The organism is Stenotrophomonas sp. 28608_Sma (assembly GCF_056486185.1).
On sequence record NZ_CM151308.1, the window covers coordinates 540,117 to 561,429 of the forward strand.

Annotated in this window: 19 protein-coding genes and 1 pseudogene; 16 read left to right on the forward strand and 4 right to left on the reverse strand. The window is 67.5% G+C overall.

Annotated elements, in window-relative coordinates; translation table 11 throughout:
• Positions 1 to 145: 145 nt before the first annotated feature.
• Complete coding sequence (locus tag ACZLHH_RS02400; protein ID WP_049461406.1) at positions 146 to 922, forward strand: lytic transglycosylase domain-containing protein; 777 nt, start codon at positions 146 to 148, stop codon at positions 920 to 922.
• Between the two features lie 42 nt (positions 923 to 964).
• Here ACZLHH_RS02400 and ACZLHH_RS02405 read toward each other — a convergent pair whose 3' ends face one another.
• Entirely contained in the window at positions 965 to 2,485 is a 1,521-nt protein-coding gene (locus tag ACZLHH_RS02405; protein ID WP_049461404.1) for a tetratricopeptide repeat protein, read from the reverse strand.
• 165 nt (positions 2,486 to 2,650) lie between these two features.
• On the opposite strand from ACZLHH_RS02405, the gene ACZLHH_RS02410 reads away from it, so the two are divergent.
• A complete protein-coding gene (locus tag ACZLHH_RS02410) occupies positions 2,651 to 4,732 on the forward strand; it encodes an NHL repeat-containing protein (RefSeq protein ID WP_049461402.1) in 2,082 nt (693 codons plus the stop codon).
• Here the strand turns inward: ACZLHH_RS02410 and ACZLHH_RS02415 are convergent.
• Positions 4,710 to 5,117, reverse strand: coding sequence for a YciI family protein (locus ACZLHH_RS02415; RefSeq protein WP_049461400.1), 408 nt, complete (start codon positions 5,115 to 5,117; stop codon positions 4,710 to 4,712). The two genes, ACZLHH_RS02410 and ACZLHH_RS02415, sit on opposite strands and share 23 nt — an antisense overlap.
• 716 nt (positions 5,118 to 5,833) lie before the next feature.
• Between ACZLHH_RS02415 and ACZLHH_RS02420 the strand changes: the two genes are divergently transcribed.
• From ACZLHH_RS02420 to ACZLHH_RS02480, 13 genes are all read left to right on the forward strand, one after another.
• Positions 5,834 to 6,247, forward strand: coding sequence for a YciI family protein (locus ACZLHH_RS02420; RefSeq protein WP_049463533.1), 414 nt, complete (start codon positions 5,834 to 5,836; stop codon positions 6,245 to 6,247).
• Between the two features lie 68 nt (positions 6,248 to 6,315).
• Complete coding sequence (locus ACZLHH_RS02425; RefSeq protein ID WP_012509913.1) at positions 6,316 to 6,738, forward strand: VOC family protein; 423 nt, start codon at positions 6,316 to 6,318, stop codon at positions 6,736 to 6,738.
• Positions 6,739 to 6,772: 34 nt separating this feature from the next.
• A complete protein-coding gene (locus tag ACZLHH_RS02430; protein ID WP_032128772.1) occupies positions 6,773 to 7,183 on the forward strand; it encodes a VOC family protein in 411 nt (136 codons plus the stop codon).
• Between the two features lie 23 nt (positions 7,184 to 7,206).
• Complete coding sequence (locus tag ACZLHH_RS02435; RefSeq protein ID WP_049463532.1) at positions 7,207 to 7,563, forward strand: DUF1428 domain-containing protein; 357 nt, start codon at positions 7,207 to 7,209, stop codon at positions 7,561 to 7,563.
• Positions 7,564 to 7,608: 45 nt separating this feature from the next.
• Positions 7,609 to 8,871 carry an RNA polymerase sigma factor gene (locus tag ACZLHH_RS02440; RefSeq protein ID WP_032128770.1) on the forward strand — a complete coding sequence of 421 codons (1,263 nt, stop codon included), beginning with the start codon at positions 7,609 to 7,611 and terminating at the stop codon, positions 8,869 to 8,871.
• A gap of 107 nt (positions 8,872 to 8,978) precedes the next feature.
• Positions 8,979 to 10,175: a hypothetical protein gene (locus ACZLHH_RS02445; RefSeq protein WP_049463531.1), complete on the forward strand. Its 1,197-nt coding sequence runs from the start codon at positions 8,979 to 8,981 to the stop codon at positions 10,173 to 10,175.
• On the forward strand, positions 10,166 to 11,266 hold the full coding sequence (locus tag ACZLHH_RS02450) for a hypothetical protein (protein WP_032128768.1): 1,101 nt from the start codon (positions 10,166 to 10,168) through the stop codon (positions 11,264 to 11,266). Before ACZLHH_RS02445 ends, ACZLHH_RS02450 begins: the two co-directional genes overlap by 10 nt.
• A gap of 99 nt (positions 11,267 to 11,365) precedes the next feature.
• Complete coding sequence (locus ACZLHH_RS02455) at positions 11,366 to 12,043, forward strand: hypothetical protein (RefSeq protein WP_049398327.1); 678 nt, start codon at positions 11,366 to 11,368, stop codon at positions 12,041 to 12,043.
• Between the two features lie 16 nt (positions 12,044 to 12,059).
• Positions 12,060 to 13,706 carry a CsgG/HfaB family protein gene (locus ACZLHH_RS02460; protein ID WP_049463530.1) on the forward strand — a complete coding sequence of 549 codons (1,647 nt, stop codon included), beginning with the start codon at positions 12,060 to 12,062 and terminating at the stop codon, positions 13,704 to 13,706.
• Positions 13,707 to 14,291: 585 nt separating this feature from the next.
• Positions 14,292 to 15,941 carry a M28 family metallopeptidase gene (locus ACZLHH_RS02465; protein ID WP_049460669.1) on the forward strand — a complete coding sequence of 550 codons (1,650 nt, stop codon included), beginning with the start codon at positions 14,292 to 14,294 and terminating at the stop codon, positions 15,939 to 15,941.
• 212 nt (positions 15,942 to 16,153) lie between these two features.
• Positions 16,154 to 17,413, forward strand: a complete 1,260-nt coding sequence (locus ACZLHH_RS02470; protein ID WP_010484138.1) for a sensor histidine kinase — start codon at positions 16,154 to 16,156, stop codon at positions 17,411 to 17,413.
• Positions 17,403 to 18,173, forward strand: coding sequence for a LytR/AlgR family response regulator transcription factor (locus tag ACZLHH_RS02475; RefSeq protein ID WP_032128763.1), 771 nt, complete (start codon positions 17,403 to 17,405; stop codon positions 18,171 to 18,173). The genes ACZLHH_RS02470 and ACZLHH_RS02475 overlap by 11 nt, the downstream gene beginning before the upstream one ends.
• Before the next feature lie 18 nt (positions 18,174 to 18,191).
• On the forward strand, positions 18,192 to 18,536 hold the full coding sequence (locus tag ACZLHH_RS02480; RefSeq protein WP_032128762.1) for a hypothetical protein: 345 nt from the start codon (positions 18,192 to 18,194) through the stop codon (positions 18,534 to 18,536).
• Between the two features lie 412 nt (positions 18,537 to 18,948).
• On the opposite strand, the pseudogene ACZLHH_RS02485 reads toward ACZLHH_RS02480, so the two are convergent.
• Positions 18,949 to 19,170, reverse strand: a pseudogene (locus tag ACZLHH_RS02485) (hypothetical protein); the annotation flags it as partial.
• Positions 19,171 to 19,479: 309 nt separating this feature from the next.
• Here ACZLHH_RS02485 and ACZLHH_RS02490 point away from each other — a divergent pair.
• Positions 19,480 to 20,409 carry an oxygenase MpaB family protein gene (locus ACZLHH_RS02490; RefSeq protein WP_049460666.1) on the forward strand — a complete coding sequence of 310 codons (930 nt, stop codon included), beginning with the start codon at positions 19,480 to 19,482 and terminating at the stop codon, positions 20,407 to 20,409.
• Between the two features lie 228 nt (positions 20,410 to 20,637).
• Here the strand turns inward: ACZLHH_RS02490 and ACZLHH_RS02495 are convergent, their stop codons facing one another.
• The gene (locus tag ACZLHH_RS02495; protein WP_049460665.1) at positions 20,638 to 21,225 is read right to left on the reverse strand and encodes a TetR/AcrR family transcriptional regulator; all 588 of its coding nucleotides are present in this window, start codon (positions 21,223 to 21,225) and stop codon (positions 20,638 to 20,640) included.
• Positions 21,226 to 21,313 lie beyond the last annotated feature (88 nt).

A 21,313-nucleotide genomic window follows, 5' to 3' on the forward strand; every position in this document is an offset into this window, starting at 1 on the left:
GGATCCGACCCCCGCAGGAAATCGGCCGTTGCCGTTGCTGTTGAGGTTGCCGGCCAGCGGCCGGCACTACCACGGGTGCAGGGCGCAGCCCTGCCGACCCCCATTCACCCAGCATTAGCGGGCGCGGCCGGATGATCCGGCCGCCATGTTCCGTCGCCCTCTCCTGCTTGCGCTGTTGCTGCTGCCCAGCCTGTGGCCCGGGCTGGCCGCCGCGCGCACCGTCTACCGCTGCGTGCAGGGCAACACCGTCAGCCTGGCCACCGCGCCGGAACCCGGTTCACGCTGCACCCCGAAGGAAATCGACGACAACGCCATCCAGACCCCGAATCTGTGGGGCAACATGGGCGTGTTCAGCGGCGTGCTGTACGAGCGCGAGCAGGATGGCGCGCTGGTCTACTCCACCCGCAACCTGCCCGGCTCGCGGGTGTTCCTGAAGTTCACCATGGCCACGCCGGCGGGTGAACCTGCCCACGAAGGCCTGGGCAAGGTGGGCAAGCCGCAGCTGGCGCAGCATGCCAAACAGTTCAAGGCCGCCGCCAAGGCCACCGGCGTGGATGACGCGTGGCTGCGCGCGATCGCCCATGCCGAAAGCAACTTCGATGCACTGGCGGTGTCCAGCAAGGGCGCACAGGGCGTGATGCAGTTGATGCCGGACACCGCGCAGGAGTACGGGGTGAATGATCCGTTCTCGCCGCAGCAGTCGATCGATGGCGGCGCCCGCTACATGCGCGCGTTGCTGCGTCGCTACAACGGTGATCGGCCGCTGGCAGCGGCCGCCTACAACGCCGGCATCGGCGCGGTCACCCGCTACAAGGGCGTGCCGCCCTATGCCGAAACCCTGGCCTACGTGGACAAGGTGATGGCCCTGTACGCACGCTACCGCGAGGCGATGGGCATCCGTACCGAGGTGCCGGCGCGCTAGGCGGGTGGTGCTGCACGCACGTGGTTCTACATGGGAGCTTGCTCAGCGCGAGGTGGAGGTGCTGACCAGTTCGTAGCGTTCGATGCGGCCCAGGCGGGCAACCTCGGCCTGCACGTCGGCGCGCTGCTTCAGCGCACGCCAGGCCGCATCGATCTTCACGTCACCGGGCAGCGACGGATAGGTGCGCATGTCCTGCAGGCTGGCCAGCGTTTCACCGCGTTCAACGGGTGAGCGCAACTGTTCGATCAGCACGGCAGCTGCGCCGTCGAGATTGCCCTCGTCCAGCAGCATTTCGCGCTGGAACAGGCGCGCGTCATCGCCCTGGGCCAGGATCGCTGCACGCGCGGCCTGTTCGGCCTTGGCATCGCCACGTTCACGGGCGGCAACGAACTGCAGCAGTGCCTGGGCCGCCTTGCCGTAACCGGCCAGGCCCGGTATGTCATTCACTGCCGTGGCGGCATCCTGCATGCGGCCCAGCGAACTGAACACGAAGCCGACGTTGAACTGGTGCTCGGCACCATCGGGGCCCAGTGCACCGATGCGTGCGGCCAGCTTGGCTGCCGCCAGCGCATCCTCGTTGCGACCCAGCCGGCGCAGCGCCGTAAGCCGGCTGTTGAGCAGCCATGCCACCCATTCGGCTTCCGCTGCCGAAGGCGCCTCGCCTTCGGCGGCCGCAGCGGCCATGCCATCGGTCAGCGCCAGCACTTCCTCGTTGCGGTCCAGCATCAGCAGCGTGCTGCTGAACTCGGCCATGCGCGCGTCCAGCGCCCGGTCGAGCAGGCCGGAAACCCGCAGTTCGTCGAGGTGCTTCTGTGCAGCCTGCACGGGATCAAAGCGCGGGTTGGCGCGGTCGACATAGGGATCGAAGCGCTTGTCACTGCGCAGCCGGATGATTTCGGCGGGCGCGGAGATGCGGGCCAGGGTCGCGGGGATGGCCTCGCCACGGCCGTTGTCGGCCTGCAGCGTGGCCAGTGCCAGCCACAGTCCGGTGGGTTCCAGGCCGCCGCTCTTCCAGCCGTTGTCGAACAGTGCCTGCAGCAGTTCCATGCGCTGCTGCGGCTGGTCCCGCAGGCGGAACTGCAGGTAGTTGATCGCGTGGTGGTCCACCGGCAACGGCGCTTCGGCATGCTTCAGCGCCTGCACCAGGTGCTTGGTGGCAGGCGCCGGTTGGTTCTCGGACAGTTCCACCGAGACCAGGGTCAGCAGGATCTGCGCATCGTCCGGCAGTGCCTCCTGCGCGCGCTGCAGATAGCGGCGAGCCTGGTCCGGCTTCTTCTGCACCATCGCGGTCCAGCCGGCCACCTGCGCGGCGCGGCCGCGATGTTCAGCATCGAAGTCATCCAGCATCGGATCTTCCATCAGCCGTTCCATCGCGATCAGTGCGCCCAGCGTGTTGCCACTGCGTGACTGCTGGATCGCCTCATCCCATCGCGTGGCATAGGCCTGGTGCATCGCATCGGCGGTGACTGACGGCTTCTGTGGTGCCACCGAGATCGAGGCGGAGGCCGGCGTGCTGGCCAGTGCGGCCACCAGCAGGGCGGCGAGGGGGAAGATGCGGGGCATGGAGGATCTCCATCCGTGGGAAGAGCATTGAACCCGCTGTAGCCAGGGAGAACAAGCGCAACGCATGGAACTCTGGTATCCGGCAGTACGTTTGGCCGTGGCGGATCCTGCGTTCAGCGTCTATTGTCAGTGCCTCTTCAGACAGCAGGCAGGCAGCACAGCACGATGGCACGGTGGCAATGGATGGCGGCAGGCGTAGCGTTGGCGACCGTAGTGGCACTGGCCGCGACCTGGTGGGAGACGCCGCTGCATACGCCGGCTGAACCGGCAGGCCCGGTTCCAACGCCGCTGGCGTGGACCGCGCAGATCGAGCCGCTGGCCGGCGATGGCCACCCGGGTGACCGCGATGGCGCGTCCGCGCAGGCGCGTTTCGCCGATCCGTACGCGTTGCTGCGCAGTGCCGATGGCAGCGTCTATTTCACCGATGCCGGTGACAACAACCGGATCCGTCGCCGCCTTCCCGATGGCCGCGTTGAAACGGTGGCCGGGCAGGGCGAGGGGCGTATCGATGGCCCGGCACTGCAGGCCAGTTTCAATACGCCCTCGGGCATCGCCGCCGACGCGCAGGGCAACCTGTATGTGGCCGACACCGGCAACCACGCGATCCGCCGTATCGGCACCGATGGCCAGGTGACCACGCTGGCCGGTGGCGAACAGGGCTACGCCGATGGCCCTGCCGCGCAGGCGCGCTTCGATGCACCGATGGGCATCGCGGTGGACGCGCAGGGCCAGGTCTATGTGGCCGACACCTTCAACGACCGCATCAGGGTGATCGGTACCGACGGCAACGTGCGTACCCTGGCTGGCGGCGAGCGCCCGGGGCTGGCCGATGGCCTGGCGGGTGATGCACGCTTCGATACACCGGTGGCACTGGCCTTCGATGCGCACGGCGCGCTGCTGGTGGCCGACCTGTTCAACAACGCGGTGCGTCGGGTCGGTGCCGACGGCATGGTCAGCACGCTGCTGGGCGATGGCGGCGTGATCAATGGGCCGCTGTCGCTGGCCACCACGCACGACGGCGTGCTTTACGTGGGTGACCTTGATGGCCGCATCGTGCAGGTAACACCGCAGGGCCACCAGATCGCGCTGGTGGGCAACGGCCGCCTGCCACGCCTGGCCCGCCCCAGTGGGTTGGCGATGGATGCCGATGGCAGCGTGCTGGTCGCCGATTCCGCCAGCTATCGCCTGCACCGCCTGCGCCCGCTGCCGGTGGGTGACCTGCCGGCACCGGCGCTGGTCGGGCCCGCTGCCGATGCAGCGTTGCCGGACACCGGTGGGCGCTGGCCATTGGCACCCCAGGATGGCTGGCATGAAGTGGTCGGCACGCTGGGCGAGGTGCGCGGCAACTTCAAGGGCGAGAGCCGCCACCACCTGCACGGCGGTTTCGATGTGCGCGGCGATGTCGGCCAGACCGTGCTGGCGATCGCCGATGGCAAGATCAGCAGCCCGGTAGCGGCGTGGAGCCTGGGTGGGCAGGCGGAGGGCCTGGCCGTGGACCGTCTCAAGTACATCCACATGCGGGTCGGCCGCACCCCGCGCGACCAGCCGTTCGATGCGCGCTGGCAGGCGCTGTACGACGAACAGGGCAAGCTGGAGCGGATGCGCGTGCGTCGTGGCATGCGCATCCACGTCGGTGATCGCCTGGGCAGCATCAACAACCAGGCGCACGTGCATCTGGCGGTGGGTACCGGCGGTTTCGAAACCAACGCGGTGGCGCTGGGCTTCCACAACTACGCCGACCACTTCGCACCGCGCATCACCGATGTGGCCCTGCTGGACGACAACGACCAGCCGATGACCGCAGGCAGCGACGGCGTGGTGATGGTGGCGCGGCAGGGACGTGGCGTGCAGATCGTGGTCGAGGCCTGGGACCAGGTCGACAACAACCTGCCGCGGCGCCGGCTGGGCATGTACCAGGTGGGTTACCAGATCCTCGATGCCGGCGGACAGCCGCTGCAGGGCTACGAACAGCCACGCTGGAACATCGTGTTCAACCGCATGCCGCCGCAGAACGAAGCGGTGCGCGTGGCCTACGCGCCGGACAGCGGCATCACCGTGCATGGCAGCGCGGTGACCCGTTTCCGCTACCTGGCCACCAACACCGTGCGTGACGGCCTGATGGAAACCGGGCGCTGGCAGCCGGCGGCATTGCCACCGGGCGAGTACACCGTGCGCGCCAGCGTGCGCGACTACAGCGGCAACGAAGGCGTGGGTCCGCGCGAGATCAGGGTACGGCTGCTGCCATAGCCGCAGCCGGGGCGCCGCAGCGTTCGCGCTCGGCGTCCATGTCTTCCAGCGGCCGCACCTCGATGCTGCCGAAGCGTGCCCACGGGAAATCGCGGGCGATGCGCATGGCTTCGTCGCGGTCGCGGGCGACGATCAGGTTGAAGCCGGCCAGCAGTTCGCGGGTTTCCGCGAACGGGCCATCCAATACACGGCTGTGGCCATCACGCACGCGCAGGGTCTGCGCGGTGTCAACCGGCTGCAGCTTCTGCGCGGCCAGCAGCGTGCCTTCCGCCTGCAGTCTGTCGGCGTGGGCGAGGCAGTCGCGCATCAGCGCGTTGAATTCTTCGGTGGGCAGGGCCTGCAGCAGGGCAGGCTCGATGTAGATCAGAAGCAGGTACTGCTGCATGGGACGGTCCTGGCGGGGGCGAGGTGTCCATGATGGCGCAGGTTTGCCTGCCAGCATGCTGCAGCGCGAAAAGCCGCCTGCGGCGGGCGATCGGCGAACGGCGGAGCCCCTCCGTGGTGGGGTGGGTTGGTTGCTGAAAGCTCGGGTTCTTGGATTTGGCCGGGTGGGGAGGCAGGGCAGGGGGCGCTGCAAGTACGTCCATGTAAGCTCGGTCGCCGCATCCATGCGGCTCACGCCCCTGCCCTGCCTCCCCACCCGGCCTTGGACAGATCTCTGCGGCTGACCCACCACGGGAGATCAACAACAAGAGCAAAAGCGGGTCGCTCCGCTCGCAAAGCCGAGGTCGCCAGCCACCCGCTGTTGCTGTTGCTTCTGCCTTTTTTCTTGATCTTCCCGTGGTGGTTCGGCCACCGGAATCTGTCTGGGGCCGGGCGGGTGGGGTTGGCGGGGTATCCGCGGCATGGATGCCGCGGCTAAGCCCCCATGGACGGGTTTACGGCGTCCCCGCCAATCCCACCCGCCCGGCCCACCCACAGGAAACCAGCTTTCAGCGACCAGCCCACCCCACCACGGAGGGGCTCCGCCGTTCGCCGACGCCCGCCGAAGGCGCGCTTTCCACGGAAGAAATAATTTTCAAAAGACGTGTCGATTCCCAGCCCCCTGGTTCGTTGTACCCAGTGAAGGGCACGCACCACGCGTCCCCACGGGAGACCGCAATGAAAGTGATGGTGATCGTGAAGGCCAACGCCGACTCCGAAGCCGGCCGCATGCCCAGTGAACAGGAACTGTCCGAAATGGGCGCCTTCAACGAACAACTCGTGGCCGCCGGCATCATGCTGGCCGGTGAAGGCCTGCATGCCACCCAGCGCGGACGTCGCATTCATTTCGGCAGTGGCGCGCCCAAGGTCGAGGCCGGTCCGTTTGGCCCTGCGGGCGAGCAGATCGCCGGCTTCTGGCTGTGGGACGTGCGCTCGCTGGACGAGGCCGTTGAATGGGCCAGCCGCGCGCCGTTCAACAGTGGTGGCACGCTGGAGCTGCGCCCGCTGATCTCCGCCGAAGACTTCGGTGAAGCCTTCACCTCCGAATTACAGCAGCAGGAACAGCGTCTGCGTGCACAGCTGGAAGGTTGACCCGATTCATTTCCCCCGCCGGGCATGGCCCGGCGCTACCCCCCTGAAACCCACGACGGAGTATTGCCATGAAACTGATTCCTTTCCTCGGCTTCAGCGGCCAGGCCCATGAGGCGATGGCGTTCTACGCCAAGGCACTCGGTGGCCAGGTCACCTCGGAAATGAAATACCGCGACATGCCGCCCTCCGATGGCTCGCCGGGCTGCAACGAGATGCCGCCGGAAACCCTGGACCACGTCGCGCACAGCCAGCTGGAAATCGGTAGCGCCATCGTGATGGCGGCCGACGGTCCCGGCGGTGGCGAGGGTGGCTCGACCACCATCAATGTCGACGTCGACAGCATCGAAGAAGCCGAACGCGTGTTCGCCGCGCTGGCCGACGGTGGCCAGGTGCAGATGCCGATCGCCGAAACGTTCTGGGCGCACCGCTGGGGCATGTTGATCGACCGCTACGGCAAGCCGTGGATGGTCAACTGCATGAAGCAGCCCTGATCCCTCTTCTTTTCATCCACAAGGAGCTTCACCGATGAATGCACCGCAACCGCAGATGATCTTCGTCAATCTTCCGGTGAAGGACCTGGAGAAATCCAAGGCCTTCTTCACCGCGCTGGGCTACAGCTTCAATCCAACTTACACCAACGATGACGCGGCAGGCATGGTCATCAGCGAGAGCATCTACGTGATGCTGCTGACCCAACCTTTTTTCCAGCAGTTCACCAACAAGCCGATTGCCGATGCGCACACCCACACGGAAGTGATCAACGCACTCTCGGCACCCAGTCGCAAGGCAGTTGACGAGTTGGTGGACAAGGCACTGGCCGCCGGCGGCAGCGAACCGCAGCCGGCGCGCGACCTGGGCTTCATGTACCAGCGCGGCTTCCAGGATCTGGATGGCCATCTCTGGGAAATCGCACACATGGACGGCGAACCGGGCTGACGGCCGCCGCAGGGAGAATCCTCATGGCTTACGTGGATGCTTACGTGCTGCCGTGCCCCCAGGACAAGGTGGCGGCCTACCGCCGCCTTGCCCGCAAGGCCGGTGCGGTGTGGAAGGACCATGGCGCGCTGCAGTACATGGAATGCGTGGCCGACGATGTGGAACCGGGAAAGAGCACGTCGTTTCCGCGTGCGGTCAAGGCCAAACCTGGCGAAACGGTGATCGTCGCCTTCGTGGTGTTCCGTTCGCGCGCGGCGCGCGACCGTATCAACGCGAAAGTGATGGTGGACCCGCGGTTGGCGTCGCTGGGCCCGAAGGACATGCCGTTCGACACCAAACGCATGTTCTGGGGCGGCTTCAAGCCGATTGTTGAAGCGTGAGCTGCGGCGCTTGTGCGGGCCGGGCGTGCGTGCTGTGATCGGCGCATGCTCGAGCCCGCACTGACGCAGCGTCTGGAAACCCTCTGGCGGATGGAGTCGCCGGTGTTGATCGCGCGCCTGGCGCGGCTGCTCGGGGGCGATGTCGGCCGCGCCGAGGAGCTGGCCCAGGACACCTGGCTGGCCGCGCTGGAGCGCTGGCCGGAGCAGGGCATCCCGGACAACCCCGGAGCCTGGCTGATGACCACTGCGCGCAACCGTGCCATTGATGTACTGCGCCAGCACCAGCGGGTGGCGCAGCAGCATGCGCAGTGGGGCGAGGAACTGCATCCGGCGCCGCTGCCGGCGCCCGACGACAGTCAAGCGCTGGAAGATGATCTGGGTGACGACCTGCTGCGGCTGATGTTCGTGGCCTGCCATCCGGTGCTGCCGGCCGATGCACGGGTGGCATTGACCCTGCGCCTGCTCGGTGGCCTGACCACTGTCGAGATCGCGCGCGCGTTCCTGCAGCCCGAGCCGACCATCGCCCAGCGCATCGTGCGCGCCAAGCGCACCTTGGCGCAGAAGCAGGTGCCCTACGAGGTCCCGCGTGCTGACGCGATGCCCGAGCGGCTCACTTCGGTGCTGGAGGCGATCTACCTGGTGTTCAACGAAGGCTATGCGGCCAGTGCCGGTGATGACTGGATGCGTCCGGCGCTGTGCGAGGAGGCATTGCGGCTCGCGCGCATCCTGGCGCACCGGCTGCCGGTGCCGCCGGTGCTGGGCCTGCTGGCGCTGATGGAGCTGCAGGCCTCGCGTGCCGCGGCACGGACCGATGCGCAGGGCGTGCCGGTACTGCTGGACCAGCAGAACCGCGCGCGCTGGGACTGGCTGCAGATTGAACGCGGGCAGCAGGTGCTGGCGCGCGCGCTGGCCGCCGGTGGCGCTGATGATCCCTATGTACTGCAGGCGCGTATCGCAGCGTGCCATGCAGCGGCGCGCCGCCCCGAGGATACCGACTGGCCGCGCATCGCAGCGCTCTATACGCAGCTGCTGCAGGTGCAGCCCTCGCCGGTTGTTGCATTGAACCGGGTCGTGGCGGTGCTGCGCAGTGACGGTGCCTTCGCGGCGTGGGCGCAGCTGCAGCCGTTGCTGGTGGACGCGCGACTGCGCGAGTACGCGCCGCTGCAGGTGGTGCGCGGGGAGTTACTACAGGCGCTGGGGCGCGACCTGGACGCACGTCACGCTTTTGCGGAAGCCGCCAGACTCAGCCAGAACCAGGCAGAGCGGGGCCTGCTGCGGCAACGGGCCGGCCTGCCTCCCACGGAGTGACCTCGACGAAGGCAGCACTTGTCGGCGGGCCCGCGAGCCGTTATGTTTCGCGCCCAGCGGACGCGTCAGCGTCCACTTTCCATGCGTATTGACCGAGGAGCGGTTGGATGTATTCAAGGACGAAGAGCGCATCGCGCGCTTTTGCGCGCCTGCTTGCCTGTGCCCTGTGCCTGGCCGTATGGCCGATGGCCGTGCAGGCGGCAGACAAATCACAGCAGGCCTATTGGGCCGGTTTTGCCTATACCGCTGATGCCGCTGCCGTGCAGGCGACCACGCCGCATGCGCACGCCGTGCTGGAAAAGCGTGGCTTGATCCCGCTCAACCAGACCCTGGGGCAGGGGCTCAAGCGTCGCCCGCCGGCCAATCTGGAACTGATCGACCAGCCGGTGGCGATGCTCGACGGCACCACCAGTGCGACAGTGCTGGCCGCGGCACTGGACCGCGAACTGGTCTCGGTCGAGCCGATCGGCGACCAGTACAAGGTGCTGGTGGAAGTGGCGCTGCAGGCGCTGTTCTTCGATTTCCGCGAGCGCCAGGTGATCGCGTCCTATCCGCTCACCCTGCAGCGCATCGATGTGCAGGATTACCGCCCCGACAACGACGATATCGATGCGATCGTCGCCGATCTGCTGTACGGCAACGCTGCGACCAGCCTGTCGCAGGTACTGGCCGCCAGCCTCGCCCAGGCCAAGCTGCCCGATGCCGCCGTGCGTCGCCTGCAGGTCGGTGGCGTAACCCTGTCCGACGCGGTCCGCGCCAAGCTGCCCGACCCGAAGTGGGAAGCCCCGCTGCGCGCCACGCTGGCCCATGAGCTGTCCAAGACGCTGTCGTCCAATACCGGCGTCGGCCTGCTGCCGCCGGCCTCGGGCCAGGCGATCGGTGGTGCGATGGCGGCGCGCTTTGCCGACGGCAAGGTCTACCAGCTGAAGATTCCCGAGCCGGACTACGTCATCAACCTGCAGGTGGATGCGCTGAAGAACGGCGTGATCGAAGAAACGCCGGCGATGAAGACGATGCTGTTCGGCGCGTTCTTCACCGCCAAGGTGACCGAGCCGTTCTCCGGCAAGGTCTATTTCGAACAGCCGCTGCGCAAGGGTGCCACCAAGGTGGTGCCGGTCACGCAGTGGCAGGTCGACCAGTGGTCGGCCAGCTACGAAACCCTGCTGGCCGGCTTCGACGCCTTCGCCGGCGCCGCCGCCAAGCGCGCCGATTCGCGCGGCTGGCTGGACGAACAGAAGCCGGGCGGCCGCCCGTTGCAGCAGCAGACCCAAGCCCTCCAGGAGTTGATCAAGTCATGTCGTTGATGCGTACCATCCTGCTCATCCTCATCGCCCTGGTGGTGGCCTCCCCGGTCGCTGCACAGACCGCCAGTTCACGCGGTACCGGTTCGGCCAGCTACGGCCTGCGCCTGAGTGCCGACACCCGCGCCCAGGCCCTGAACAAGGCCAAGGTCAATGCACTGGAGGCGTACATCGCCGAAACCGGTGCGGCCAAGCTGCGCCTGTTCGAAGCACGTCGCTCCGAGTTCATCGGCGAGATCGACCGCTACGTGCTCAGCGCCGTGCAGCTGTCGGACATTGAAGACAAGAAGGCCAAGACCTACACCGTCACCGTCCGCGCCGAGATCAACACCACACTGCTGCAGACCAAGCTGGATGCCGGCTCGGCCGTGGCCGGTGCCACCGCCGCGCAGCGCTCGCTGCTGACCTTCCTGTTCATGGCGCGCTCGCAGGACACCGTGCAGTCGTTCCAGGACAAGGAATACCGTCGCGTCGACGCCAGCAGCAGCTACAGCGAGAACACCCGTGAAGGCGACAGCTTCCGCGGCAACTCGGTCAGCACCAACGGCAGCATCAACCAGAATGGTTCGATGTCGGTCACCAGCGGTGGCAGCACCACCCAGCGCAGCGACAACATCAGCTGGAAGGTGGCCAACGCCGCCGAAGTGAACACCGCGATGACCGGCGCCTTCAGCGCCGCCGGCTACGAAGTGGTTGAAGCCGAATACGTGGAAGGCGAGTCGCGCGGTCTGCTCAGCATCGAGCGTATCCGCAAGGACTTCAGCACCGGCAACGACCTGGCCCCGGCCACCCTGCGTGATACCGCCAACGGCATCCGTGCGGCCAACATCCCGTACATCGCCGTCGGCACCCTCGACGTCGGCATGCGCGACCGCGACCCGGCCAGCGGCAACACCCGCGTGTTCGTCACGGTCACCGGCAAGGTGCTGGACGTGACCGGTCGCTTCCCGCGCACCGTGTCGTCGGTGGGCCCGGTGCAGTTCTCCGGTACCGGCCCGAACGAAACCGTCGCCCGTACCAACGCGCTGCAGCTGGCGGCTGAAAAGGCTGCCCAGCAGATGATCAACGAACTGAACGTCAAGGCAGTTCGTTGATCCGCCACCCCGGTGGGTGCCGAGCTCGCTCGGCATCGCCCGGGGTTACCGATTTCCCACGTGCCGCTTCGCGGCCGTCTCTCCCAAAAGGACACTCACATGATCCGCAATACCGCTCTTGTCGTGGCCATCGCGGCCGCCACCCTGTCGATGCCGGCCCACGCTGGCCTGGGCAAGCTGAAGGACCTGGCTGGCGCCGCTACCGGCACCTCCAGCAGCAGCGCCTCCAGCGCCGCCGCTCCGGACGAAGCCGCGCAGGAAGCGCTGGTGCGTCGTTTCGTCAGCTCGCAGTCGCACTCGCTGCAGGCCCAGACCTCGTTTGCCCGCGCCTTCGGCCTGGCCGAGCAGGTGCAGCTGCTGGAAGCCGAGCGCCAGGCGCTGTCGTCGGGTTCGGTCAGCGTCGATGCGATGAAGAAGTCGGTGTCGGTCAGTGAAGCTGCGCAGGCGGCGATCAACGAGCGCCAGGCCGCACAGCCGGAACTGAACGCTGAATCCAAGCAGCACTACGCCGAAGGCCTGGTCTCGCTGCTGTCCTCGGCGGCCGAAGCACAGAAGCTGGGCGGCGAAGCCAGCAACTTCACCGCCGGCATGAAGAACCTGGGCGCGACCCAGCTGGCCACCGTCGGCCGCAAGCTGGCAGCAGGTGCATGGGTGGCCAAGGAATCGCCGGGCTTCATCCAGGGCCTGTACGGTTCGACCAAGTCGGCCGTGACCTTCGCCAAGAAGAGCAAGGTGAAGGTGCCGTCCAACGCCGATTCGATGCTCGACACGCTCTGATCCGAGGCGAATCTCCATGCGTATGACCTACCGTTTGATCGGCCTGGGCCTGGCTGCCACGCTGCTTGCAGCCTGTGGCAAGCAGGACACCCCGGCCGCCGCGCCCGCCAAGGACAAGGCAACCAGTGCACTGGCCAGCAATGCGCCAGTGGAAGCAGCGCCCCTGCGTGGCACGCCGGATTTCGGCGGCATCACCCAGGTCGCGCGCGAAGCCGACGGCATTGGCAGCACCCCGGAACTGGCGGTGCTGGCGGCATTGCAGTCGGCGGTGGCGCAGGTCAACGGCGTACGCGTGGCCAGTCAGATGCAGAGCCTGCGTGCAGGCCTGCATGTGGATGTGGATGACGAACACGTCGGCGATATCCGCGCCGACGCGTTCACCCAGCAGATGATCGCCGGCTCGCAGGGCGCGGTGCTGGGCTATGAAATCCTGTCGCAGGATGAAGTGCGGCAGCTGGACGAGGAAACCATCGCCCGCGTGCGCGCCAGCGACGAAGGCTGGAGCTTCAAGGGCTCGGCGTCGGCCAGTGCCTCCGGCGAAGCATCGGCCAAGAGCGGTTCGGCCTCGGCCAGCGTCAGGGAAAGCTACGACGAGAAGGTCAACGTCGATGCCAAGCGTGGCGCCAGTTCGTTCGATTCCGACGTGACCCATCGCAGCATGCGCAGCTACTGGAAGGTGCGCGTGCGCGCACAGATTGCCCAGTACCGCGCGCCGGACGAGCAGGGCAAGCCGAAGATCGTGGTTGCCCTGCCGCGCACCAAGGCCGGCAGCTACGCCGTCGGAGACGGCCGCGTGGATGCCGATGAAGTGGCCGATGCGATCCGCGCACGGCTGTCCGACACGCTGACCCAGACCCAGCGCTTCATCGTGCTGGACCGCGAATTCGGCGACGAACTGCAGGCCGAGATCGATCACATCAACAGTGGCAACGTGCGCCTGCAGGACACCGCACGCGTGGGCCAGCAGCTGGCGACCGACCTGATCCTGATCCCGACCATCGAACGTTTCGAGTACCCGCGCAGCGTGCGCAACCTGCGCATGTCCGACCGCCAGGTGACCTCGTACTCCGGTGGCGGCCGCATTACCCTGCGCCTGATCAACGCCACCACCGGCCAGGTGGTGATGTCCGACAGCTTCGATCACCAGCTGGCCTCGACCGGCCCGAGCACCCTGCCGCGCGTGGTCAATGGCCGCAACATGGCCGCGGCGATGATGGAATCGCTGTCCGGCCAGATCGGCACCGCCATCGTCACCACGCTGTTCCCGGTGTCGGTGGTTTCGGTGGACGGAGACCAGGTGGTGCTGAGCCAGGGCGGTGACACCGTGCAGGCCGGCCAGCGCTGGCAGGCCGTGCGCCTGGGCGAAGAACTGAAGGACCCGCAGACCGGTCGCTCGCTGGGCCGCAGCGAACACCCGTGCTGCACCATCCGCATCGACCGCGTGGCTGCACAGACCTCGTACGGCACCATCGAAGACGGCGTCGACGCCATGCGCGGCGGCTTCCGTCCGGGCCAGATTGAATTGCGCCAGAAGCTGGGCAGCAAGCCGGCTGCTGCCGCTGCTGGCGCAACGGCCTCGGCTGCACCGGCTGCCGCCGCGCGCCCGGCGGCCAAGCCGAAGCCCAAGCCCGCTGCCGCCCCGGCCGAAGACCCGAACTGGTAACAGGCTCAAGCAACACACCGATGGGGTCAGAGACCGTTCCCGCTGGGAAAGGGAACTGACCCCTTCTTGTTTCCGTCCGTGTCGACCAAGGTCGACACCTACCAGCAGCGGTGTGTCGACCAAGGTCGACACCTACCAGCAGCGGTGTGTCGACCAAGGTCGACACCTACCAGCAGCGGTGTGTCGACCAAGGTCGACACCTACCAACAGCGGCGTGCCGACCAAGGTCGACACCTACCAACAGCGGCGTGCCGACCAAGGTCGACACCTACCAACAGCGGCGTGTCGACCAAGGTCGACACCTACCAACAGCGGTGTGTCGACCAAGGTCGACACCCACCAACAGCAGCGGGAACCTGTCGAAGGCGGGGTGGGTCCGGTTGCGGGGGTGTAAGCGCCATGGATGGCGCGCCCAAGCCTCCAGGGACGGATTCACGGCGTCCCCCGCAACCGGACCTACCCCGCCTACCCTCAGGAACCCAGCTTTTGCTGTTGCTTCGGCCGTTGCCGTTGTTTCTGCGGGTGCAGGGCGCAGCCCTGCCGAACCCCTTACACTCCAGAAGGATTTCCCTGCTGGAGAGAGCAATGAAACGAGTAGTACTGGGCGTGCTGGCCCTTTCGGTGTCGAGCGCACTGATGGCGGCCACCCCGAAATTCGATGGCGTGCGGATCTCCGCCGACGTCAAGGAACTGGCCTCCGACGCCTACGAAGGCCGCTCCCCGGCCACCGCCGGCGAAGAGAAGACCATCGCCTTCCTCAGCAAGCAGTTCGCCGACGCCGGCCTGCAGCCGGGCGGCGACCTCAAGGACGGCAAGCGCCTGTGGACCCAGGCGGTGCCGCTGCGCAAGGGCGACATCGTCGGCGCACCGCAGCTGGCGCTGCACCAGGGCGGCAAGACCGTTGCGCTGGAACAGGGCAAGCAGATCGCCGTGCGCGCTGCCATGAACGGCGCCAGCAACGTCGACATCAGCAAGGCCCCGCTGGTGTTCCTCGGCTACGGCGTGAAGGCCCCGGAGCGCAACTGGGATGACTTCAAGGGCGTGGACCTGAAGGGCAAGATCGCCGTCGTGCTGATCAACGACCCGGACTTCGAGACCGGCCAGGGTGATTTCGACGGCAAGGGCATGACCTACTACGGCCGTTGGACCTACAAGTACGAAGAAGGCGCCCGCCAGGGGGCGCTGGGCGTGCTGATCGTGCACGAGACCGCACCGGCGTCGTACGGCTGGGCCACCGTGGCCGGTTCCAACACCAACACCATGTTCGACGTGGTGCGCGACAACCCGGCCGACAGCCACCCGCTGCTGGAAGGCTGGATCCAGCGCGACCTGGCCGTGGAGCTGTTCCGCTCGGCCGGGCAGGACTTCGAGGCGCTGAAGAAGAAGGCGCAGCAGCGCGACTTCACCCCGGTGCCGCTGACCGGCGCCAGCCTGGACGCGAAGTACGCGGTGAAGACCGAAGTGATCACCTCGCACAACGTGGCCGCACGCCTGGAGGGCAGCAGCCACCCGGACGAGACCATCGTCTACAGCGCGCACTGGGATCACATCGGCGTGGGCGAGCCCGACGCACGTGGCGACCGGATCTTCAATGGCGCTCTGGACAACGCCAGTGGCACCGCATCGCTGATCGAACTGGCCCGTGGCTTCGCCAAGGCCAAGCGCCCGCAGCGTTCGCTGCTGTTCCTGGCGGTCACCGCCGAGGAAAAGGGCCTGCTGGGTTCGGAGTACTACGCCACCCATCCGCTGTATCCGCTGGAAAAGACCGTGGCGGTGATCAACATGGATGGCATGGCGCCGTTCGGGCCGTCGCGTGATTTCGGCATCTACGGTGCCGCGCGCTTCGAGCTGCTGGACCAGCTGAAGGACGTGGCCAAGGGCTGGGATATCCGCTACACGCCGGACCCGAAGCCGGAAGCGGGCCTGTTCTTCCGCTCCGATCACTTCCCGTTCGCCAAGCGTGGCGTGCCGGCGCTGTCCTGGTCGGCCGGCCAGGACTGGGTGGACGGTGGCGTGGCCGCAGGCAAGAAGGCCTCCGAGGACTACACCGCCAAGCGCTACCACCAGCAGGGCGACGAGTGGCAGCCGGACTGGGTGTTCGCCGGTGCCGCCCGCGACCTGGAGGTGCTGTACACGCTGGGCAACCAGCTGGCCAACTCGCGCAGCTGGCCAAACTGGAGCAAGGACGAATCGTTCCGCGCCGTGCGTGACGCCAGCGCCGACCAGCGCAAGTAAGGGAATGCGCCGGGTTCGCCCGGCGCCTCCCGGGTAGTGCCGGCCGCTGGCCGGCAACCTTGTGATGCTTGTGGAGGTCATGGGGAGCCGGCCAGCGGCCGGCTCTACCAGAATGGCTTCCATCCCCGCTTTCCGGCCCTTCGTCGCAACCCGCTTGTTTGCCCGGCGGGCCGCCCTATGCTCGGCTCACCCCCTTCCTCCAAGGCGCCGCCGTGTTCGCCAGCCTCTCTCTCCTGCTTCGTCACCTGCTGGCCTGGGCTGCGGCGCTGTTCGTCGCCGGCATGGTCTGGAGCGGCATCTTCAGCGGCATGAACGATGGCCCCGGCTGGATCTTCGGCCTGCTGGCGATGTTTCTGATGATTTCCGCGCTGGGCAGCGCGATTACCCATGTACGCCGCGTCTGGCTGGTCGCCGGCCGGCTGGATTCGACCACGCTCTCCGGCCGCCAGCGCCGCCAGGTGGAACTGCCGATGGATGCCGGCCAGGCATTCTCGGTGGTGGAAGCGGCCATCGCTGAACTGCCGCGCGTTGAAGACGTGGAAAGTTCGGCCGGCAGCCTGCAGGTGCGGGCCTACGTGCGCCGCGTGGATGCCTGGAACGGCCGCCAGCCATCGCGCTGGAACCTGCCGGCACGGCTGGCGATCAAGCGCAACAGCGTGCTGGCGACGGTCACGCCGGGGCAGGGCACCAGTACCGTCACCCTGTTGTTTGAGCCGGATGCCGGCTGGTGGGCCGACCTGCTGGCACTGGATGAGGGCAGCAACTTCGAGAACGCCGAAGCGGTCACCCGCGCGATCAGCCGCCGTGTTGCCGACCAGCGTCGCGACGAGCAGGCCGCGGCCGAGCAGACCCAGGTGGAAAAGGAGCTGTCGGTGGCCCGGTTGAACCTGCTGCACGCGCAGGTGGAACCGCACTTCCTCTACAACACGCTGGCCAACGCGCAGGTGCTGACCCGCACCGACCCGGCACGTGCTGACCAGATGCTGGGCCACCTGATCCAGTACCTGCGCAGCTCGTTGCCACAGGTGGACGAATCGCTGTCCACGCTGGGCGTGGAGCTGGAGCGCACCCGTGCCTACCTGGAGATCCTGCGTATCCGCATGGGCGCACGGCTGGGGGTGGAGGTGCAGGTACCGAACGAACTGCACGGCGTGCAGCTGCCGGCGATGGCGCTGCAGACGCTGGTGGAGAACGCGATCAAGCATGGCCTGGAACCGAAGCCCGGCGGTGGCACGATCTGGATCCTGGCGCGTGGCTTCGATGACCATGTAACGGTGACGGTGGCCGACGATGGCCTCGGCTTCGGCCAGGGCACCAGCGGTACCGGCATCGGCCTGAAGAACCTGCGCGAGCGCCTGCGCCTGACCTGCGGCGAACAGGCCGGCGTGGCGATCGTCGCCAACTTCCCCAGCGGCGTGGCCGCGACCATGACCCTGCCGCAGTCGAGCAAGGAGCGCAGCCATGCCGCTTGAGGCGCTCATTGCCGAAGACGAGGAACTGCTGCGGCAGTCGCTGGTCGAGCAGCTGGGCCGGTTGTGGCCGGACCTGAAGCTGGTGGCCGAGTGCGAGGATGGCGCCAGTGCGCTGGAACAGCTGGCCGAGAAACAGCCGGACATCGCCTTCCTCGATATCCGCATGCCCGGCATCAGTGGCATTGAAGTGGCCCGTTCGCTGTCCGAACTGAGCCCGCGCACCCAGGTGGTGTTCGTTACCGCCTACGACCAGTACGCCATCGACGCGTTCGAGCAGGGTGCGATGGACTACCTGCTGAAGCCGGTCAGCGATGAGCGCCTGCTGGCCACGCGCGAACGCATCCTGTCGCGGCTGCCATCAACGCGCCAGGACGATGCCGTACTCGAACGCCTGCTTCAGCGCCTGGGGCCGTCGCAGAGGGCGGCAGAGCGCCCGCCCTTGGCCTGGATCACCGCCAGCAACGGCCGCGAGACGCAGCTGATCATGCTGGAAGACGTGGCCTATTTCCGTGCTGACAACAAGTACACCACCGTGATGACCGCGGCCGGTGAGAGCCTGCTGCGCACACCGTTGCGCGAGCTGCTGGAAGTGCTCGATCCGCAGCACTTCCGCCAGATCCATCGCTCGACCATCGTCAACATGAAGGCGGTGGCAGCGGTCAGCCGCGACGATACCGGGCGCGGGGTGCTGCGCCTGCGTGGGCGTACGGAGACGCTGGTGGTCAGCCAACCCTTCATGAGCCTGTTCCGCGGCATGTAGCCGCACCCTGGAGGCACCATGCGCCTGTTCCTGTTTGCCTGCGTTGCTGCGCTGTCGTTGGCCGGCTGCGAGAAGTCCAGCGAAACCTCGATCACCCGTACCAATGCCAACGGCGTGGACACGCTGTACAGCAAACGCACCGTGGTCGATGGCGAGGCGCGGTTCCAGTGCATCGCCAGCAGCAGTGGCCACTGCCACTACGTGGTGCTGGACCCTGCATGCAGCAGCGGGGCCGCGTGTGCCACGCCGCCGTTGCGTCGGTTCGCGGTGGCGGTGGGAAAGACCGAGGCGATGCGTGACCTGCCCAGGGGCTTCCACCAATGCGTCAGCCAGGACCCGATAGAACAATGCCACCGTGAGTGATCACGGTGGCATTGTGGGTCCCCCCGTTTCCGGGGGGGGGGGGGGGGGGGGGGGGGGGGGGGGGGGGGGGGGGGGGCTTTCCCCCCCCCAGGGGGGGGGGGGGCGCCCTGTTGGGGGGGGGGTTTCGCGCGCCCGTTCTGGGGGGGGGGGGGGGGGGGCTCCGGGGGGGGGGGGGGGGGGGGGGGGGGGGGGGGGGTGGTGGGCCGGTCCGGGGGGGGGGGGGGGGGGGGGGGGGGGGGGCCGGGCGGCGGGGGGGGGGGGGGGGGGGGGGGGGGGGGGGGGGGGGGGGGGGGGGGGGTCTCCCCACGGGGGGGGGGGGGGGGGGGGGGGGGGGGGGGGGGGGGAAAAAAAAAAAAAAAAGGGGGGGGGGGGAGGAGACAACAACGGGGGGGGGGGGGGGGGGGGGGGGGCACAGGTAGTTGGTGATCAGCCCGAGGATCAGCAGCGAGGCCGCCTGCCAGCCGACGATCGAGGCGATCAGCCATTGGCACTTAGCCTGGGCCAGCACAGCCACTTCATCGCGGATCTGCTGCTCGCTGAGGCTGCGCCAGTGCGCGACCTGTTTTTCGAACGGGCTGCTGTAGAGCTCGTTGTCGCGAAGCAGTAGTCCCAAACCCTTGAACAAAGCAATCATGGCTGGCTCCTTGTGGAACGTGCGTCGATCAGCGTTGGACGGTGTGGCGGGTTCAGTTCTAGCACTTCCAGCGAGCCGTGCAATGGGCGCAATGCCTAGCGGCGTAAGGGTTTTGTCTGAATGGGTGAATGTTGTTGCACTGCAACATCATGGTCGCAGCCTGCGACAGGATGTCGCAGGGTGAAACGTGCTGCGGCTGCACATGAAACCGTGGCTGAGCGCGGAGACTCGCCGTCGGCGTCGTGATCGCCCAGAATCGGGGCCGACCGCGCAACCTGCGGCCGCTCTTCCGCCTTTCCTGGACCTGTGATGCCGGCTCTGCTGCAGCGACTTTCCCGCCCCGTCACCGCGCCTATCCGGCGCTGGGTGCTGGAGGCCTTCCCGCGTGGCCAGAGCGGCATCGATTACGACCACCCGCTGGGAGACCCGGGCTGGTTCGGCCCGGACAGCGTCACCTGGCGGCTGCATGCGGAATTCCCGTCGATGCTGGCCGGTGGCCTGTGTGCGCTGATGCTGCAGACCCTGCACCCGCGCGCGCTGGCCGGCGTCTACGACCACTCCAATTTCCGCCAGGACCTGGTGGGACGCCTGCGTCGCACCACCGCCTTCGTTGCCGGCACCAGCTATGCGCCCAGCGGCGAGGTGGAGGCGCTGGTGGCCAAGGTACGCCGCATCCATGCGCAGATCCGGGGCCAGACCGCGCAGGGGGAGCCCTATGCGGCGGACGATCCGCAGCTGCTGACGTGGGTGCACGTGACCGAGGCGTTTGGCTTCCTGCAAGGCTTCCGCCGCTACGGGCGCGAGGTGCCGGCGCACATCGCCGATCGCTACTACGACGAGTACCGCTGCGTGGCCGAGGCACTGGGTGCGGTGGATGTGCCACGCAGTGAAGCCGAAGTGGCCGCGTACTTCTGCGCGCGGCAGCCGGAACTGCGCGTCGACGAACGCTCGCGCGAAGTGCTGGAGGTGTTGTCCGGCGTGCGCCTGCCGGTACCGGTGCCGGGTCTGTCGCGCGAAGTGTTTCTGGGGGCCGGTGCCGCGCTGCTGCCGGACTGGGCCGAAGGCATGCTCGAGCGCAATGGCCGCCAACGGGCGCAGGCGGCCGCGTCGGCGAAGCTGATGCAGGGCATGGCGCCGCTGTTCCGCCGCGCGCTACCCGATGGCCTGGCCAGCCGCGCCTGCACGCGCATGGGCGTGCCGGTGGCGGTGTTGCGCGGGTGGCCCACCGTTCCCAGGTAGGTGCCAACCTTGGTTGGCACGCGTTTCGCGCGGTGCCGCAGAAGCGCCAACCAAGGTTGGCCTCTACCAGAGCGGATTCCGCAGTAGCTGGATCTACTGACACCTTGGTTCTGGTAGCTGCCGACCTTGGTCGGCACGCATTTCGCGCGGTGCCGAAGAAGCGCCAACCAAGGTTGGCCTCTACCAGAGCGGATTCCGCAGTAGATCCACGCCATGCGCGGATGGGCTTCACCCGGCCGACTTCAACCCACGCAACAGCATCTCCAGCGCCGCCGTCGCCTGCCGCAGGCGCGCGTCGCCATCCTCGCCCTCGGCGATCCAGAACGCGGCCTCGGCCAGGCTGCCGTAGATCAGCGACGCCAGCGCCTGCGCGTCCACCGGCGCCACCACGCCCTGCGCCACCAGATGTTCGATCAGGTGCTGCATCGAGTGCACGCAGTGGCGCTGCGATTCCGGTGAGGCACCACCCAGTACCGCGCGCGCATCGCGCAGCACAATGCGCTGGATCTCCGGCTCCAGTGCCATCTCCAGATAGGCGCGGCAACGCTGCACGAAGCCGTCCCAGGCATCATCCGCGCCATCGCTGATCGCCTGCAGACGCAGGTCGGTCTCGGCATCGAGCTGGGCGACGACAGCCGCCAGCAGACCCCTCTTGTCGCCGAAGTGGTGGTACAGCGCGCCGCGGGTCAGCCCGGCCTGGGCGGTCAGGTCGTCCATCGAGGTGGCGGCATAGCCATGCGCGCTGAACACCCGGCGGGCGGTGGCCAGCAGGGTGGCGCGGGTTTCTTCCATCTCGGCGCGGGTGCGACGAACCATCCGGAGCTCCTTACATACACAGTGCATGATTATTTACATACGGTGCGTATGAATGTAGCCTCTTATTCATACACTCTGTATGTATTGT

Bases quoted from the DNA above. Each gene is read 5' to 3' on its own strand.
- ACZLHH_RS02400 (WP_049461406.1), top strand. From the start codon at position 146: ATGTTCCGTCGCCCTCTCCTGCTTGCGCTGTTGCTGCTGCCCAGCCTG.
- ACZLHH_RS02405 (WP_049461404.1), bottom strand. From the start codon at position 2,485: ATGCCCCGCATCTTCCCCCTCGCCGCCCTGCTGGTGGCCGCACTGGCC.
- ACZLHH_RS02410 (WP_049461402.1), top strand. From the start codon at position 2,651: ATGGCACGGTGGCAATGGATGGCGGCAGGCGTAGCGTTGGCGACCGTA.
- ACZLHH_RS02415 (WP_049461400.1), bottom strand. From the start codon at position 5,117: ATGCAGCAGTACCTGCTTCTGATCTACATCGAGCCTGCCCTGCTGCAG.
- ACZLHH_RS02420 (WP_049463533.1), top strand. From the start codon at position 5,834: ATGAAAGTGATGGTGATCGTGAAGGCCAACGCCGACTCCGAAGCCGGC.
- ACZLHH_RS02425 (WP_012509913.1), top strand. From the start codon at position 6,316: ATGAAACTGATTCCTTTCCTCGGCTTCAGCGGCCAGGCCCATGAGGCG.
- ACZLHH_RS02430 (WP_032128772.1), top strand. From the start codon at position 6,773: ATGAATGCACCGCAACCGCAGATGATCTTCGTCAATCTTCCGGTGAAG.
- ACZLHH_RS02435 (WP_049463532.1), top strand. From the start codon at position 7,207: ATGGCTTACGTGGATGCTTACGTGCTGCCGTGCCCCCAGGACAAGGTG.
- ACZLHH_RS02440 (WP_032128770.1), top strand. From the start codon at position 7,609: ATGCTCGAGCCCGCACTGACGCAGCGTCTGGAAACCCTCTGGCGGATG.
- ACZLHH_RS02445 (WP_049463531.1), top strand. From the start codon at position 8,979: ATGTATTCAAGGACGAAGAGCGCATCGCGCGCTTTTGCGCGCCTGCTT.
- ACZLHH_RS02450 (WP_032128768.1), top strand. From the start codon at position 10,166: ATGTCGTTGATGCGTACCATCCTGCTCATCCTCATCGCCCTGGTGGTG.
- ACZLHH_RS02455 (WP_049398327.1), top strand. From the start codon at position 11,366: ATGATCCGCAATACCGCTCTTGTCGTGGCCATCGCGGCCGCCACCCTG.
- ACZLHH_RS02460 (WP_049463530.1), top strand. From the start codon at position 12,060: ATGCGTATGACCTACCGTTTGATCGGCCTGGGCCTGGCTGCCACGCTG.
- ACZLHH_RS02465 (WP_049460669.1), top strand. From the start codon at position 14,292: ATGAAACGAGTAGTACTGGGCGTGCTGGCCCTTTCGGTGTCGAGCGCA.
- ACZLHH_RS02475 (WP_032128763.1), top strand. From the start codon at position 17,403: ATGCCGCTTGAGGCGCTCATTGCCGAAGACGAGGAACTGCTGCGGCAG.
- ACZLHH_RS02480 (WP_032128762.1), top strand. From the start codon at position 18,192: ATGCGCCTGTTCCTGTTTGCCTGCGTTGCTGCGCTGTCGTTGGCCGGC.
- ACZLHH_RS02490 (WP_049460666.1), top strand. From the start codon at position 19,480: ATGCCGGCTCTGCTGCAGCGACTTTCCCGCCCCGTCACCGCGCCTATC.
- ACZLHH_RS02495 (WP_049460665.1), bottom strand. From the start codon at position 21,225: ATGGTTCGTCGCACCCGCGCCGAGATGGAAGAAACCCGCGCCACCCTG.